The following is a 13596-nucleotide window of genomic DNA, read 5'->3' as shown; positions in this document are numbered from 1 at the left end:
CTGATAGCGCCGATGGTACTGCAACCGAAGGGTTGTGGGAGAGTAGGACACCGCCGAACTTAATTTGGAGAAGGGCCTGGGCCCGGTTGAGACGCGAGTCTCCCGGCCCAGGCCCTTTTTCATGCCCAGACAATCGCCGTGTCGACGCCCCAATCACGCGTGATGCCCCTCCAATCACACGTGATGCCTCCCCAGCCACACGTGATGCCTGCCGGAACACACCCGAAGCCTCAAACGAAGCCTCAAACCGCGTGCGGCCGAGGCACCGGCCGGCTCCGCAGCGGACTCGACAGCACCAGCGACGTCGTCGTCTCCCCGTACCGCTGCACCTTCTCGACCAACGCCTCCAGCTCCGCGGTATCCCGGCACAGCACCCGCAGGATCCAGCACTCCTCCCCGGTGACGTGGTCCGCCGAGACGAGCTGCGGCAGCGGCAACACCGCCGTCCGGAACCGCGGGGTGTCCAGGCTTCGCACCCGGGCCCGCACCAACGCCTCGATCGGCAGCCCGAGCCTCGTCGTGTCGACGCGCGCCGCGTAGCCGGTGATCACTCCGCGCTCCTCGAGACGGCGCACTCGCTCCGTCACCGCCGAGCCGGACAACGACACCCGGCGGCCCAGCTCCGAGAAACTGAGCCGGCCGTCGTCCTGGAGGAGCTCCAGCAGGCGCCAGTCGAGGTCGTCGAGGTCCACCGTGATTCTCCAAGGTGCGCCGGGCCGGAACCCGGAAATCCCCGGCCGGCCCGGGCTTCCACCCCGATTCTGCCCTGTGTCCGAACCCCCGGGACCAGCAGGATTGAAGGCATGACCACCGCACGCACGCTTACCGTCCCCGCGCCGGCTCCCGAAGCCGCCATGACCTACTTCGGCGCCGAACTCGCCTTCGAGGTCGATCCCGACGATCTCGTCCGGGACCTCGAAGCCGGCCACACCGACGGCTACGTGATCGTCGAGACGCGGGCCGAAGCGGCCTACTCCGAAGCTCGCATCCCCGGCGCGATCAACCTCCCCTACCGGGACATGACCGCCGAGACCACCGCCCACCTCGACAAGCGGCTCGTCTACGTCTGCTACTGCGAGAGCATCAACTGCAACGCCGCCACGAAGGGCGCACTCCAGCTCGCCCAGCTCGGCTTCCAGGTGAAACGGCTCTCCGGCGGTATCACCGCCTGGATCGCCGCCGGCTATCCCGTCGAAGGGGCGGGCGAAAGAGAAACAGCCGGGATCCGCTGCGCCTGCTGAGCCACCTACCCTGAAAAGCGTGACACGACTGCTCATCATCCAGCCGGACGCGTCGGACCCGCTCGGCGCTCTCGGCGACTGGCTCACCGGCGCCGGCGCGGAGCTCGACGTCCGGCTGCTGCCGACGGACGACCTGCCCGACGACCTCGACGCCTATCGGGGCGTCGTCTGCCTCGGCGGCGGCATGGCCGCGGAAGACGATGCGAAACACCCGTGGCTCGCCGACGTCCGGCGGCTGCTGTCCAAGGCCGCGGCGAAGCGGATCCCGACCCTGGGCATCTGCCTCGGTGCCCAGCTGCTGGCCGTCGCGACCGGGGGCCGCGTCGAGGTCGGGCGGGACGGGCCCGAGGTCGGTCCGCACCTCGTCGCCAAAAAGGACGCGGCGTGGACCGACCCGCTCTTCGCCGAGCTGCCGCTCATGCAGGACGTCCTGCAGTTCCACAACGACGCGATCACCCGGCTCCCGCCCGGCGCCGAGCTGCTCGCTTCCGCGCCGCTGTACCAAAACCAGGCGTTCCGGTTCAACCGTTGTGTCTACGGTGTCCAGTTCCACATCGAGACGACACCCGCCGTCGTCGAGAGCTGGGCCGCCGACGAGCCCGAGATGGCGGAATTCGCCCGTCCGGGCTCACTCGAGCACGACGCGTTGATCGCCGTGCACGCCGACATCGAAGAAACCTGGCGCCCGTTCGCGCGGCGGTTCGTCCGGTTGGCCGCCGGGGAGCTCGAGCCCGCCGCCGACAGTCAACGCTCGTTACCACTGGCTTAACGCCCGGGATCACAATCAGCAACAGCCTGTTAACGCCAGGCGTCACCCTTCAGGTACCTTGCGGAAGGAGTCCCCACAAGGGTTCGGAGGTCGGGGTGGAGCCCTCGTTGCTGGTCGTGCTCGTTGTCGTCACGGCCTTGGTTTTCGATTTCACGAACGGGTTCCACGACACCGCGAACTCGATGGCGACGTCGATCGCGACCGGGGCGCTCAAGCCCCGTGTCGCCGTCGCGATCTCCGCGGTGCTGAACCTGGTCGGCGCGTTCCTGTCGGTGGAGGTCGCCAAGACGATCTCCAGCGGTCTGGTGGACGACACGAAGATCGGCCCGTCGATCGTCTTCGGCGGGCTGATCGGCGCGATCGTCTGGAACCTCGTGACGTGGTTCGTCGGTCTGCCGTCGAGCTCGTCGCACGCCCTGTTCGGCGGCCTGATCGGCGCCACCTGGGTTTCCGCCGGGACCGACTCGGTCCACTTCGGAAAGATCGTCGAGAAGGTTCTGGTCCCGGCCGCCGCGAGCCCGGTGATCGCCGGGCTCGTCGCGATGATCGGGACGTACTTCGTCTACCGCTTCCTCGTCCGCGGCCGCCCGGCCACGCGCGGGTTCAAGGTCGGCCAGGTCGTCTCGGCGTCGCTCGTCTCCCTCGCCCACGGCACCAACGACGCGCAGAAGACCATGGGCGTCATCACGCTCACCCTCGTCACCGCCGGCAGCCTGCCGGCGGGGGCGTCGCCACCCGTCTGGGTGATCATCAGCGCCGCGTGCGCGCTCGCGCTCGGCACCTACCTCGGCGGCTGGCGCATCACCCACACCCTCGGCAAGGGCCTGACGGACATCGAAGGCCCGCAGGGTTTCGCCGCCCAGACGAGCTCGGCGCTGGTCATCCTGATCTCGTCGCGGCTGGGCTTCCCGCTGTCGACGACGCACGTGTGCTCCGGCGGCATCGTCGGCTCCGGCGTCGGCCGCCGGGAGGCGCCGGTGCGCTGGCGGATGGCGGGCCGGATGGTCATCGCGTGGCTGTTCACGCTGCCCGCCGCCGCGATCGTCGGTGCGGTGTCCGGCAAGATCGCCTCGCTCGGCGCCGCGGGCACCATCTCCGTCGGCGTTGTCGGGATCGGCGTGGGCGTCGGCATCTGGCTCCTCTCGCGACGTCACCCCGTGACCGCGCACAGCTTCCAGGTCCCCGAACCGACGCCCGCCGGGACCGAACCGGGCCGGCTCGCCGCCTGACCGCAGCCGGCCGGGATACGGTGGTTCTCGATGGCAGACCGCGCGCGATCGACCGCTTCGGCGGCGAGGTACGGCTTCACCGACTCCCGTGCCGAGGGTCAGCTGCGCGCGGCCGGCTGGTGGGACGACGCCGGTCCGGTGGCGGCCGCCGCCGACGTCCTCGCCGCGTTGTCCCGAACCGCGGACCCGGACCTCGCGCTGCGCGGGATCGACCGGATCCGCGAAGCCGACGAAGACGAGTGGACGCGGCTCGATGAGCAGCTGCGGGCCAACCGGACCTTCCGCGGCCGCCTCCTCAGCGTGCTCGGGACGTCGAGCGCGCTCGCCGACTTCATCGCCGCGAACCCGGAGCAGTGGCAGTCGCTCATGGGCGACAAGTGCACGGACTCCGCCTGCTACCGGGAAAACCTGCGCACGGCGCTCGTGCGCGACGACGGTTCGGTCATCACCGGGCTCGAAGCCGAGCACGCTCTCAAGATCGCCTACCGCGGCCAGCTGCTGGGCATCGCCGCCGCGGACCTGGGTCACCTCGTCGAGGAGGGACTCGAGCACCCCCACTACGCCGAGGTCGCGGCGCAGCTGACCGAGCTGGCCGAGGCCGCGCTCGCCGCCGGGCTCGTCGTCGCCGAAGCCGAGGTCGGCGCGCCCGCCGACGGCAACCTGTCGATCATCGCCATGGGCAAGTGCGGCGGCCGGGAGCTCAACTACGTCAGCGACGTCGACGTCATCTTCGTCGGCGCCGACGACCTCGGCGTCGCCACGCGGCTGGCCAGCACGACGATGCGGATCGTCGGGAAGGCGTGCTTCGAGGTCGACGCCGCGCTGCGCCCCGAAGGCAAGGCCGGCGCGCTCGTCCGCACCCTGGAGAGTCACCAGGGCTACTACCAGAAGTGGGCCAAGACCTGGGAGTTCCAGGCTCTGCTCAAGGCGCGCCCGGTGGCGGGCGACGCCGAGCTGGGGCAGCAGTACGCCGAGATGGTCGCGCCGCTGGTGTGGTCGGCCGCCGACCGGGACAACTTCGTCGGCGAGGTGCAGCAGATGCGCCGCCGCGTCGAGGGGCACGTGCCGTCCGAACACGCCGAGCGCGAGCTGAAGCTGGGCCGCGGCGGGCTGCGGGACGTCGAGTTCGCGGTGCAACTGTTGCAGCTGGTGCACGGCCGCGTGGACGCCGACCTGCGTTCGCCGTCCACGATGGACGCGCTCGCCGCGCTCGGCGAAGGCGGTTACGTCGGCCGGCAGGACGCGGCCGAGCTGGGCGCGTCGTACGAGTTCCTGCGGATGATCGAGCACCGCCTGCAGCTGCGGCGGCTGCGCCGGACGCACCTGTTCCCCGCGACGTCGGACACCGCCGAGCTGCGGATCCTGGCGCGGGCCAGCGGGATCAAGGCGAGTGGCGGCAAGAGCCAGGGTGACGCGCTGCTGGCCGAGTTCCGCAAGCACGGCAAGGGCATCCGGCGCCTGCACGAGAAGATCTTCTACCGGCCGCTGCTGCAGTCCGTCGCGAACGTGCCGACCGAGGCACTGCGCCTGACGACCAAACAGGCCGCGAGCCGGCTGGCGGCGCTCGGCTACACCGCCCCCGACGGCGCGCTCCAGCACATCAAGGCCCTCACCTCCGGTGTCTCGCGGCGCGCCGCGATCCAGCAGGCGCTGCTGCCGGTATTGCTCGACCTCCTGGCCGACACGCCCGACCCCGACGGCGGGCTGCTGTCGTACCGAAAGGTGTCCGAGGCTCTGGAGGACACGCCGTGGTACCTGCGGGTCCTGCGTGACGAGGGCACGGTCGTGGAGAACCTGGCCGCCCTGCTCGGGACGTCCCGGCTGGTGCCGGACCTGCTCGTGCGCGCGCCGGAGGTGCTGCGGCTGCTCGGCGACCCGGCCCGGTTGCTGGGCCGCACGCCCGCCGAGGTGGCGACGTCGCTGCGGGCCGCCGTCCGGCGCCAGCCCGGGTTGAACGCCGCCGTCGCGGCCGCGCGTTCACTGCGGCGGCACGAGATGCTGCGGATCGCGTGCGCCGATCTGCTCGGCCTGCTCGACGTGCCCGCGGTGTGCGAAGCGCTGTCGAGCGTCTGGGTGGCGGTGTTGCAGGGCGCGCTGGCCGCGGCGTTCCGCCAGCGCCAGGCGGAGCTGGGCCGCACGCCGGCGCGCATCGCCGTGATCGGGATGGGCCGGCTCGGCGGCGCCGAACTGGGCTACGGCTCCGACGCCGACGTCCTCTTCGTGTGCGAGCCGGCCGAAGGGGTCTCGGACGCCGACGCGGTGAAGTTCGCTTCGTCGGTCGCGGAGACCGTCCGGAAGATGCTGGGCGCGCCGAGCTCGGACCCGGCCCTGGAAGTCGACACCGACCTGCGGCCGGAAGGCCGGAGCGGGCCATTGGTGCGGACGCTGGACTCGTACCGCGCGTATTACGCGCGCTGGGGCGAGGTGTGGGAGGCGCAGGCGTTGCTGCGCGCCCGGTTCGTCGCGGGCGACGACGACCTCGGCGAGCGCTTCATCGCGATGATCGACCCGATCCGCTACCCCGAAGGCGGTCTGGACGCGACGAAGGCGCGCGAGATCCGCCGCATCAAGGCGCGGGTGGAGACCGAGCGGATGCCCCGCGGAGCCGACCCGACGCGCCACACGAAACTCGGCCGCGGCGGCCTCGCCGACGTCGAGTGGACGGTCCAGCTGCTGCAGCTCCAGCACGCGTACTCGGTCCCGGAGCTGCGGACGACGTCGACGCTCGACGCGCTGGCCCACCTGCCGGAGGCGGGGCTGGCTTCGGCGTCCGAGGCGGCTTCGCTGCGCGAAGCGTGGTTGTTGGCGACGAGGGTGCGCAACGCGGGAATGCTGGTCCGCGGCAAGGCGGTCGACGAGGTCCCGGGGTCAGGCCGCGATCTGGTGGCGGTGGCCCGGGTCCTGGGCCAGTCGGCGGCCGACGACCCGGGCGAGTTCCTGGACACGTACCGCCGCATCACCCGGCGGGCGCACACCGTGGTGGAGCACTTGTTCTACGAGGCCTGACTTACAGTGGGGTGCGTGACTGAACGCGAGCCGTTCCGGACCCGCATCAAGGTCCGGCACTACGAGCTGGACACCCTGGGCCACCTGAACCACGCCACGTACCACTCGTACGGCGAGGTTTCGAGACTGGAGCTCCTCGAAGCGGCGGGCGCGCTGGAGGGCCTGCCGGGAGTGGCATCGGTGCTGCTGGAGACCCACGTGGTGTTCCGCCGCGAGCTGCGCGCGGGCGACGAGGTCGACGTGACGTGCGACGTCAAGTTCGGCAGCGGCAAGACGTTCTCGATGGACTCGAACATCTACAAGACCGACGGAACGCTGGCCGCGGAGATCACCTGCACGCTGGGGTTGATGGACCTGGAGATCCGCAAGCTGGTGCCGGACCCGCGCGGCCGGTTCGAAGCCGCGGGCGCGGACCTGAAGCTGATGTCGACCTCGGAGTAAACGAGAAACGCCGGCGGCGAGGGCTCTTCGCTCCTCACCGCCGGCGTGCCCAGGGGACGCGTCAGCCGATCACACGTCGTAGTACAGGGCGAACTCGTACGGGTGCGGGCGCAGCCGCAGCGGGTCGATCTCGTTTTCGCGCTTGTACGAGATCCACGTCTCGATCACGTCCGGCGTGAAGACGCCGCCCTCGAGCAGGTAGTCGTGGTCGGCCTCGAGGGTGTCCAGGACCGTGCCGAGGTCGCCCGGGACCAGCTTGACGCTCTTGGCCTCCTCGGGCGGGAGCTCGTAGAGGTCCTTGTCGATCGGGTCCGCCGGCTCGATCTTGTTCTTGATGCCGTCGAGCCCGGCCATCATCATCGCCGAGAACGCCAGGTACGGGTTGCCCGACGAGTCCGGGCAGCGGAACTCGGCGCGCTTCGCCTTCGGGTTGTTGCCCGTGATCGGGATGCGGACGCAGGCCGAGCGGTTGCGCTGCGAGTAGACCAGCGAAACCGGCGCCTCGAAGCCCGGCACCAGGCGGTGGTAGGAGTTCACCGTCGGGTTCGTGAAGGCCAGCAGGCTCGGCGCGTGCTTGAGCAGGCCGCCGATGTAGTGGCGCGCGGTGTCCGACAGGCCGGCGTAGCCCGACTCGTCGTGGAACAGCGGCTGGCCGTCCTTCCACAGCGACTGGTGGCAGTGCATGCCCGAGCCGTTGTCGCCGGCGAGCGGCTTCGGCATGAACGTCGCGGTCTTGCCCGCCGCGAACACCGTGTTCTTCACGATGTACTTGAACAGCTGCAGGTCGTCCGCGGCGTGCAGCAGCGAGTTGAACTTGTAGTTGATCTCGGTCTGGCCGGCGGTGCCCACCTCGTGGTGTGCGCGCTCGATCTCGAAACCGGTGTTCGTCAGGTTGCGGACGATCTCGTCGCGCAGGTCGGCGAAGTGGTCGACCGGCGGGACGGGGAAGTAACCGCCCTTGAACTTCGTCTTGTAGCCCTGGTTGCCACCGACCTCGTCGGCGCCGGTGTTCCACCAGCCCTCGATCGAGTCGATCTCGTGGAACGAGGCGTGCTCAGCCGAGTCGAAGCGGACCGAGTCGAAGATGTAGAACTCGGCTTCGGGGCCGAAGTAGACGTTGTCGGCGACGCCGTACTCGGAGATGTACTGCTCGGCCTTGCGCGCGATGTTGCGCGGGTCGCGGCTGTACGCCTCACGGGTGAACGGGTCGTGCACGAAGAAGTTCAGCGCGAGCGTCTTCGCCTTGCGGAACGGGTCGATCCGCGCGGTGGCCGCGTCCGGCAGGAGGAGCATGTCGGACTCGTGGATGGACTGGAAGCCGCGTACCGAGGAGCCGTCGAACGCGAGACCCTCTTCGTAGGCCTCTTCGGTGAAGGCCTTCGCGGGGACCGTGAAGTGCTGCATCACGCCGGGCAGGTCGCAGAACTGGACGTCGATGACTTCGACGTCCTCGTCGGCGATGAGGCGCTGGATGTCGTCTGGAGTAGTGGGCACCCTCGGTGACTCCTTCTCGTTCGAGCTCGTACGGCAGTGCTCTCTTCGGCTCACGCTAAAAGTGCGGTGTTGCCCGACCGTCACCCGTATGTTTCGCCGGTGTTAACGGGTGGTCGATATCGGGTATCCGACCAGGTCGGATGTGTTCCACGCCACCGGCATACCCTAGACGGGTGGCGAGATGGACCGGTGAATGGCTCCCCGGCACCGGCGAGGGCCGGCAGGACGTTGATCAGCACGAGTCGCGCTGGCCGGGCGAGAAGTTCGGTTTGCCCGAATCGGGCGTGGGCTCGGCGGCGAGCGGGGGTGCGCGGCTGTTCGCGCTGGTCGTCGACCTCGTCGTCGCGGCCCTGGTCACGGCCATCTTCCTGCACCCCAGCCTGCAGGACCCGGTCGCGATGCAGAACTTCAACCTCTGGTCCGGCGGAGTGTGGGCGGTCATCTCCGTCGTGTCCGCCGGCTTCTTCGGGTTCACGCCTGGGATGGCCGCCGTCGGCATCCGGGTCGCCCGGCTCGACGGCGCCGCGGTGGTCGGCCCGCCGCGGGCGCTGGTCCGGGCGGTGCTGACGTTCGTCATCATCCCGGCGGCGGTCCGCAACGCCGACGGCCGCAGCTGGCTCGACCGGCTGACGGGCACGGTCGTCATCAGGATGCGCTGAACCCCGACGAGAAAGGCCCCGTCCGAGCCGGACGGGGCCTTCGTCGTAGGTACGGGTCAGCGACGGCGGATCGTGCGCTGGACGTTGCGCATCTTCGCGCCGGCCGGCATCGGGCCCTTCGGCATCGCCGCGCCGCGGTTGCCGAGTGCGGCCAGCTTCGCCTCCAGCGCGTCGACCTGGGCCGGCTTGAGGTTGCGCGGCAGCTTCATCAGGAAGCCCTGGAGCTTCTTGAGCGGGATCTGGCCCTCTTCGTGGCCGATCGTCACGTCGTAGATCGGGGTGTCACCGACCAGACGGGAGACGCGCTTCTTCTCCTGCGAGAGCAGCGTCTTGACGCGGTGCGAAGCGCCCTCGGCGACGAGCACCACGCCCGGGCCGCCCAGCACGCGGTGCACGGCGTCGAGTTGCGTCGTCGCGGCGACGGTCGGGGTCACCTTCCACTTGCCGCGGAGGTTCTCCAGCGCCCACGCCGCGGCGCCGGGCTGGCCGTCGGCCTTCGAGTAGACGGTCTTCTGGACGCGCCGGCCGAAGATGATCATGGCGAGCAGGCCGCCGAGGATCAGCCCCAAGGGCAGCAGCACCCACTGCGAGTCGAAGAAGAACCCGATCCCGAACGCCACGCCGGCGACGACGACGATCGACCCGACCATCCAGGGGATGAGCCACGGGTCTTCCTTGCGCTGCATCTTGAAGGCCTCGAAGAGCTGGCCACGGCGGGCCTTGCTCGCCGCGCGCTTCTCCTTCTTGGCCTGCTTGGCCGCTTCCTTGTCCTGCTGTCCCGCCATCCCACCAGGATACGGCCGCGTGCCCCTGCCCCGATTCCCCGTCCCCCTCTGCGAGGATGCCGGACGTGACTGGCGTACTTTCCCCGAAGAGCCGCACCCGTCTGCTCGATGGTCTCGACCCCGAGCAGCGCGCCGCCGCCAGTGCCCCGCGGGGGCCGGTCTGCGTGCTCGCCGGCGCCGGCACGGGCAAGACCCGCACGATCACCCACCGCATCGCCCACCTGGTCGGTTCCGGACACGTTTCCGCTGGTCAGGTGCTCGCCGTCACGTTCACGACGCGGGCTGCGGGGGAGATGCGGACCCGGCTGCGGGGCCTCGGCGTCGAAGCCGCGCAGGCACTGACGTTCCACGCCGCGGCCCGCCGTCAGCTGCGCTACTTCTGGCCTCGGGTGATCGGCGACCGGCCGTGGGACCTGCTGGAGAACAAGTTCCGCTACGTCGGCCAGGCCGCGACCCGGGCCAAGCTCGGGACCGAGATCGAGGTCCTGCGCGACCTGGCGAGCGAGATCGAGTGGGCCAAGGCGTCGCTGGTCAGCCCGGACGACTACCCGGCCGTCACCGCGCGCACCCAGCGGGACATCCCGGCGCCGGCCGCGCAGATCGCCGAGGTCTACCGCAACTACGAAGAACTGAAGAACACCGCGCAGGTGCTCGACTTCGACGACCTGCTGCTGCACACGACGGCGGTGCTCGAAGAACACGGCGTCGTCGCCGAGGAGTTCCGCGACCGCTACCGCTGCTTCGTCGTCGACGAGTACCAGGACGTCACGCCGCTGCAGCAGCGCCTGCTCGACGCGTGGCTCGGCGGCCGCGACGACCTGACCGTCGTCGGTGACGCCAACCAGACCATCTACTCCTTCGGCGGCGCGTCGCCGAAGTCGCTACTGGAGTTCACACGGCGCTACCCGGAGGCGACCGTCGTCCGGCTCGAGCGCGACTACCGGTCGACGCCCGAGGTCGTCTCGCTGGCGAACCGGGTCATCGGCGCCGCGCGCGGGCGGCCGGCGGGTTCGCGGCTGAAGCTGATCGGCCAGCGGCCGCCGGGCCCGGAGCCGCGCTTCGCCGAGTTCGACGACGAGGCGGTCGAGGCCGAGGCCGTCGCGCGGCGGGTGCGCGAGCTGCTGGACGGCGGCGTCGCGGCGAGCGAGATCGCGGTCCTGTACCGGGTGAATGCGCAGTCGGAGGCGTACGAGTCGGCGCTGACCGAGGCCGGCATCCCGTACCTGGTCCGCGGCGGCGAGCGGTTCTTCAACCGGACCGAGGTCCGGCAGGCGATGTCGGCGCTGCGGGCGGCGAGCGGCGACGGCAGCTCCGACCTGGTCACGACGGTGCGGTCGGTGCTCGCCCGCGTCGGGCTCACCGAGTCGCCGCCGGCGGGTGGCGCGGCCAAGGAGCGCTGGGACGCGCTCCTGGCGATCGTCGAGCTGGCCGAAGAGCTGGCCTCGACGGTCGCGGACGCGGACCTGCCGCGCTTCAACGCCGAGCTGGACCAGCGCGCCGCGGCCCAGCACCCGCCGACGGTCGAGGGCGTGACGCTGGCGTCGCTGCACGCGGCGAAGGGCCTCGAGTGGGACGCGGTGTTCCTCGTCGGCCTCGCCGAGGGCACGATGCCGATCCTGCACGCCGGCGACGACGAGGCGGCGATCGAGGAAGAGCGGCGGCTGTTCTACGTCGGCGTCACGCGGGCCCGCGAGCACCTGTGGCTGTCGTGGGCGCTGGCCCGCACGCCGGGAGCGCGGCGCAACCGGCGACGCAGCCGTTTCCTGTACGGCCTGATCCCGGAGGACCACCCGGCCGCCCGCGCGGCGCGCACCCAGCAGAAGCCGGCGACGCCGATCAAGACGCGCTGCCGCGTCTGCGGCGGGCCGCTGCTGGAGACCCTCGACGTCAAGCTGGGCCGCTGCGGGAAGTGCCCGTCCACGGTGGACGAGGGGTTGCTGGAACGCCTGAAGACCTGGCGCGGTGACCGGGCCCGCGAGCTGAAGGTGCCGGCGTTCGTGGTGTTCACGGACGCGACGCTGATGGCCATCGCCGAGCAGCGCCCGGCCGACGAGGCGGCGCTGGTGTCGATCTCGGGGATCGGCGCGACGAAGCTCGACCGGTTCGGCGCGGAGATCCTCGGCGTCGTCCGCGCGTCGGCGGAGTAGTGACGAGGGCGCGGCCGCGTTCGGGCTGGGGCCGCTCGATCGGCTCTCGGCCTGGCTCTCGCGGCTCGCGCGGACTGGCTGCTGGTGTGTGTCGGCCGGTGTGGTCGTGCTCGCTTCACTCGTGTGGCGGTGTCGCGGCGATGCGCTGTTGACCGCGTCCGAGCCATGATCGACGCGGCGAACCCGCTGCTCAGGGGCGATCTTCGTAACTTCGAGGATTTTCCTGTTAATTGAGTTGCCCCGGTGTGGTGGGGGGCAATAACCTGCCAGTACCGAGCCCGAAGGGCTCGCCTGGGGATCCACGAGTAGAGCCACGACCGACGTGCCGCCTGGCGGCCCGTGTGCAGAGTACAGAAGGAGGTGCCGGTGAAATGATCAACACCATGACGCTCACGAATCCGGGCACCCGTCTGTCCTGCGCCGCGAAAGTCCCGGCCACTCAGCGCCCCGGCACCGCTGTGCCCGTGAGCGTGCACGAGACCCAGGCCATGCGTCGCGTCGAGCGGCGCTGGGCCACCGGTGACGTCGTCTTCGGGACGCAGGGCGTTCTCGCCGCGTACCCGCAGGCTGATCTGTCGACCATCAAGCAGTTCCGTGTTCCGTTGTCGTTACGGGAGCGAAGTTCCTGACCTAAGTCAGGACTAGAGGCTCACGAAGGCCGCGGAACCGGAAAACCCGGATCCGCGGCCTTCGTGTTTTTGGCTGCACAACCCCAAGAGGACCAGCATTGCCCAGCTCCATCTCCCAACCGAAAACCCGTACGACACAAGGAGGAACTGCCATGTCTTCGGCCATCGCCTACACCTCGGGTGAGGCAATATTCGCCGACCTGCTCGACCCCATCGCCGTGCCGGACGCGGCTCTGCCCTGCCGTTCGGGCAACGCGGACCTGTGGTTCGCCGAGTCCCCGGCCGAGCTCGAGCGCGCGAAGGCGCAGTGCACCGACTGCCCGGTGCGCGAGGCCTGCCTGGCGGGCGCACTGGCTCGTCGCGAGCCGTGGGGCGTCTGGGGCGGCGAGATCTTCGAGCGCGGCGCCGTCATCGCGCGCAAGCGGCCCCGTGGCCGTCCGCGCAAGAACGCCGTCGTCGAGCCCGCCGCGGCCAAGGCCACCGGCGACCACCGGAGCGCCGCCGCATGAGCGTCGAACCGGTCACCACGAAGGACCACGAAGCGCGGATGTGCGGTCCGCAACTGCAGTTGACGAAGACCGAGATCGAGGAGATCAGCGAGATGTTGCTTTACGAAGAACTGTCCAGGGCTCGAATACGGGATCTGGAAGAGGGGGTCCGCGCCCAGCGGGCCCGAGGTAGCGCGCGTGCGATCCGCCGGTGGACGCGAGTAGCCCGATGGGCGTCTCGCCGGGCGGAGCGGTACGAGCTGGACCAGAACTGAGCGCAGGCCCCTGCCGCCCCTCGGGGTGGCGGGGGCCTTTGTGCTGGTCAGCGGGCTGTCGGGGTGCTGGTGGGGGCGCCGGTTGCCCGGGCGAGGTGGTGGGCCTGCCTGGCTCGGGGCTCGGGGCTCGGGGCTCGCGGCGCCGGGTTGCGCTCGGGTGGACGCCGGCCGCGACTCGTGGCTCGCCGAAGTGCGAGCTTGGCCGGGTGCGCCGGAGTGCGTGCTGGCCGGAACTCGCTGGACTGCGCGCTTGGCCGAGTGCGCGATGGAGTGCGCTGGCCGGGGTGCCTGCCGGAGTGCGTGCTTCGCCGGGCGCTTGCAGGAGTGCGCCTGGCCGAGACTCGCCGGAGTGCACGTGGGCCGGGCGCTCGCTGGAGTGCGTGCTTGGCCGAGAATCGTTGGGCTGCGCGCTTCGCCGGGTGCGCGCTGGCCG

The 13596-nt window shown here is 70.5% G+C and carries 13 protein-coding genes; 10 read left to right on the top strand and 3 right to left on the bottom strand.

Annotated features, from left to right (window positions below):
- Window positions 1-242 precede the first annotated feature (242 nt).
- On the bottom strand, window positions 243-692 hold the full coding sequence (locus tag ACZ7OU_RS50330) for an Lrp/AsnC family transcriptional regulator (RefSeq protein ID WP_470260783.1): 450 nt from the start codon (window positions 690-692) through the stop codon (window positions 243-245).
- Between the two features lie 111 nt (window positions 693-803).
- Here ACZ7OU_RS50330 and ACZ7OU_RS50325 point away from each other — a divergent pair, with 111 nt between their 5' ends.
- From ACZ7OU_RS50325 to ACZ7OU_RS50305, 5 genes are all read left to right on the top strand, one after another.
- Window positions 804-1241: a rhodanese-like domain-containing protein gene (locus tag ACZ7OU_RS50325; protein WP_470260782.1), complete on the top strand. Its 438-nt coding sequence runs from the start codon at window positions 804-806 to the stop codon at window positions 1239-1241.
- 19 nt (window positions 1242-1260) lie between these two features.
- The gene (locus tag ACZ7OU_RS50320) at window positions 1261-2010 is read left to right on the top strand and encodes a type 1 glutamine amidotransferase (RefSeq protein WP_470260781.1); all 750 of its coding nucleotides are present in this window, start codon (window positions 1261-1263) and stop codon (window positions 2008-2010) included.
- A gap of 95 nt (window positions 2011-2105) precedes the next feature.
- Window positions 2106-3239 (top strand): inorganic phosphate transporter, encoded by a 1134-nt coding sequence (locus ACZ7OU_RS50315; RefSeq protein WP_470260780.1) that lies wholly within the window; start codon window positions 2106-2108, stop codon window positions 3237-3239.
- A 30-nt stretch (window positions 3240-3269) separates the two neighbouring features.
- On the top strand, window positions 3270-6245 hold the full coding sequence (locus tag ACZ7OU_RS50310; RefSeq protein ID WP_470260779.1) for a bifunctional [glutamine synthetase] adenylyltransferase/[glutamine synthetase]-adenylyl-L-tyrosine phosphorylase: 2976 nt from the start codon (window positions 3270-3272) through the stop codon (window positions 6243-6245).
- Window positions 6246-6260: 15 nt separating this feature from the next.
- The gene (locus tag ACZ7OU_RS50305; RefSeq protein WP_470260778.1) at window positions 6261-6686 is read left to right on the top strand and encodes an acyl-CoA thioesterase; all 426 of its coding nucleotides are present in this window, start codon (window positions 6261-6263) and stop codon (window positions 6684-6686) included.
- 69 nt (window positions 6687-6755) lie between these two features.
- On the opposite strand, the gene glnA is transcribed toward ACZ7OU_RS50305, so the two are convergent.
- Window positions 6756-8180, bottom strand: a complete 1425-nt coding sequence (gene glnA / locus ACZ7OU_RS50300; RefSeq protein ID WP_470245670.1) for a type I glutamate--ammonia ligase — start codon at window positions 8178-8180, stop codon at window positions 6756-6758.
- Window positions 8181-8449: 269 nt separating this feature from the next.
- Here glnA and ACZ7OU_RS50295 point away from each other — a divergent pair, with 269 nt between their 5' ends.
- Window positions 8450-8839, top strand: coding sequence for an RDD family protein (locus ACZ7OU_RS50295; RefSeq protein ID WP_470260791.1), 390 nt, complete (start codon window positions 8450-8452; stop codon window positions 8837-8839).
- A gap of 56 nt (window positions 8840-8895) precedes the next feature.
- Here ACZ7OU_RS50295 and ACZ7OU_RS50290 read toward each other — a convergent pair whose 3' ends face one another.
- Entirely contained in the window at window positions 8896-9624 is a 729-nt protein-coding gene (locus ACZ7OU_RS50290; RefSeq protein WP_470245669.1) for a DUF4191 domain-containing protein, read from the bottom strand.
- A gap of 56 nt (window positions 9625-9680) precedes the next feature.
- Between ACZ7OU_RS50290 and ACZ7OU_RS50285 the strand changes: the two genes are divergently transcribed.
- From ACZ7OU_RS50285 to ACZ7OU_RS50270, 4 genes are all read left to right on the top strand, one after another.
- Window positions 9681-11771 carry an ATP-dependent DNA helicase UvrD2 gene (locus ACZ7OU_RS50285; protein ID WP_470260777.1) on the top strand — a complete coding sequence of 697 codons (2091 nt, stop codon included), beginning with the start codon at window positions 9681-9683 and terminating at the stop codon, window positions 11769-11771.
- A gap of 371 nt (window positions 11772-12142) precedes the next feature.
- Window positions 12143-12400, top strand: coding sequence for a hypothetical protein (locus ACZ7OU_RS50280; protein WP_470245667.1), 258 nt, complete (start codon window positions 12143-12145; stop codon window positions 12398-12400).
- A gap of 152 nt (window positions 12401-12552) precedes the next feature.
- Window positions 12553-12909, top strand: a complete 357-nt coding sequence (locus ACZ7OU_RS50275; RefSeq protein WP_470260776.1) for a WhiB family transcriptional regulator — start codon at window positions 12553-12555, stop codon at window positions 12907-12909.
- Complete coding sequence (locus ACZ7OU_RS50270; protein ID WP_470245665.1) at window positions 12906-13163, top strand: hypothetical protein; 258 nt, start codon at window positions 12906-12908, stop codon at window positions 13161-13163. Before ACZ7OU_RS50275 ends, ACZ7OU_RS50270 begins: the two co-directional genes overlap by 4 nt.
- Window positions 13164-13596: the final 433 nt, after the last annotated feature.

It is taken from the genome of Amycolatopsis sp. NPDC114505 (assembly GCF_055633615.1).
This window is presented reverse-complemented; position numbering and strand designations above follow the sequence as displayed.

Coding starts and splice junctions, on each gene's coding strand:
- ACZ7OU_RS50325 (WP_470260782.1), top strand. CDS start 804: ATGACCACCGCACGCACGCTTACCGTCCCCGCGCCGGCTCCCGAAGCC.
- ACZ7OU_RS50310 (WP_470260779.1), top strand. CDS start 3,270: ATGGCAGACCGCGCGCGATCGACCGCTTCGGCGGCGAGGTACGGCTTC.
- ACZ7OU_RS50290 (WP_470245669.1), bottom strand. CDS start 9,624: ATGGCGGGACAGCAGGACAAGGAAGCGGCCAAGCAGGCCAAGAAGGAG.
- ACZ7OU_RS50285 (WP_470260777.1), top strand. CDS start 9,681: ATGCCGGACGTGACTGGCGTACTTTCCCCGAAGAGCCGCACCCGTCTG.
- ACZ7OU_RS50280 (WP_470245667.1), top strand. CDS start 12,143: ATGATCAACACCATGACGCTCACGAATCCGGGCACCCGTCTGTCCTGC.
- ACZ7OU_RS50275 (WP_470260776.1), top strand. CDS start 12,553: ATGTCTTCGGCCATCGCCTACACCTCGGGTGAGGCAATATTCGCCGAC.
- ACZ7OU_RS50270 (WP_470245665.1), top strand. CDS start 12,906: ATGAGCGTCGAACCGGTCACCACGAAGGACCACGAAGCGCGGATGTGC.